The organism is Variovorax sp. WDL1 (assembly GCF_001541225.1).
Lineage (GTDB): Bacteria > Pseudomonadota > Gammaproteobacteria > Burkholderiales > Burkholderiaceae_C > Variovorax.
Genome location: NZ_LMTS01000209.1, coordinates 917 through 1,755 on the forward strand (window position 1 = coordinate 917; position 839 = coordinate 1,755).

At 67.5% G+C, this 839-nt stretch carries 1 protein-coding gene and 1 pseudogene; both read left to right on the forward strand.

Annotation, left to right across the window (positions count from 1 at the left end):
- Window positions 1-88, forward strand: a pseudogene (locus APY03_RS44550) (DUF3158 family protein); the annotation flags it as partial.
- A 73-nt stretch (window positions 89-161) separates the two neighbouring features.
- Entirely contained in the window at window positions 162-614 is a 453-nt protein-coding gene (locus APY03_RS26850) for a single-stranded DNA-binding protein (protein WP_003120036.1), read from the forward strand.
- Window positions 615-839: the final 225 nt, after the last annotated feature.

Below are 839 nucleotides of genomic sequence, written 5' to 3' on the forward strand. Positions count from 1 at the left end.
ACAGGATTGCGCCAGCAAGGCCGCCGAGGCGGAAGACGCCTACCTGCGCCGGCTCACGTCCTTTCCCGCCGCAATGCGCGATCGGTGATTGCGCCGGGCATCCCAGCACGCGCCCGGCGCCGACCAGGTGCGGGTATTTCAACCACCAAGGAGATTGCAACATGAGCACGCATTTTTCGGGCGAAGGCAACATCGGCTCGCCCCCCGAGTACCGGGAGTTCCCCAACGGCAACGACGAACCGCGGCGCTTGTTGCGGCTGAACGTGTATTTCGACAACCCCGTTCCCACCAAGGGCGGCGACTATGAGGATCGCGGCGGCTTCTGGGCGCCGGTGGAAATCTGGCACCGCGACGCCGCGCACTGGAAGGACCTCTACCAGAAGGGCATGCGCGTGCTGGTCGTCGGCCGCATGGAGCGCGAACCCTGGACCGACAACGAGGATCAGCCACGTGAGACTTGGCAGATCAACGCGCGCAGCGTCGGCATCCTGCCGTTCCGCATCGAGTCCGTCGTCCTGAGCCCCAAATCGCAGGAGACCGCACAGGACGCGCAGCCCAAGCCCCAGGCCGCCCAGGAACCGGCTGCGCCGAAGGAGCCCAAGCGCAGGAAGTGATCCGGCGGGGGGCGGCCGCAGTACGTTGCCGCCCCCCATGTCATCGCGAGCTATCCCCAGGGGATAGCGCCACCAGCGTCCACCGGCTTCCACGCGCTCCCGAACATCGCGGCTCCCGACTCGCACATCGCCGGCCGCACGCCATCCCCGCCGCAGCCATCCCATCTCGTGAAAGCGGTCGCTGCCGCATGCAGCTTGTTTGCTGCTGCCCCAACAGGCGCTCGG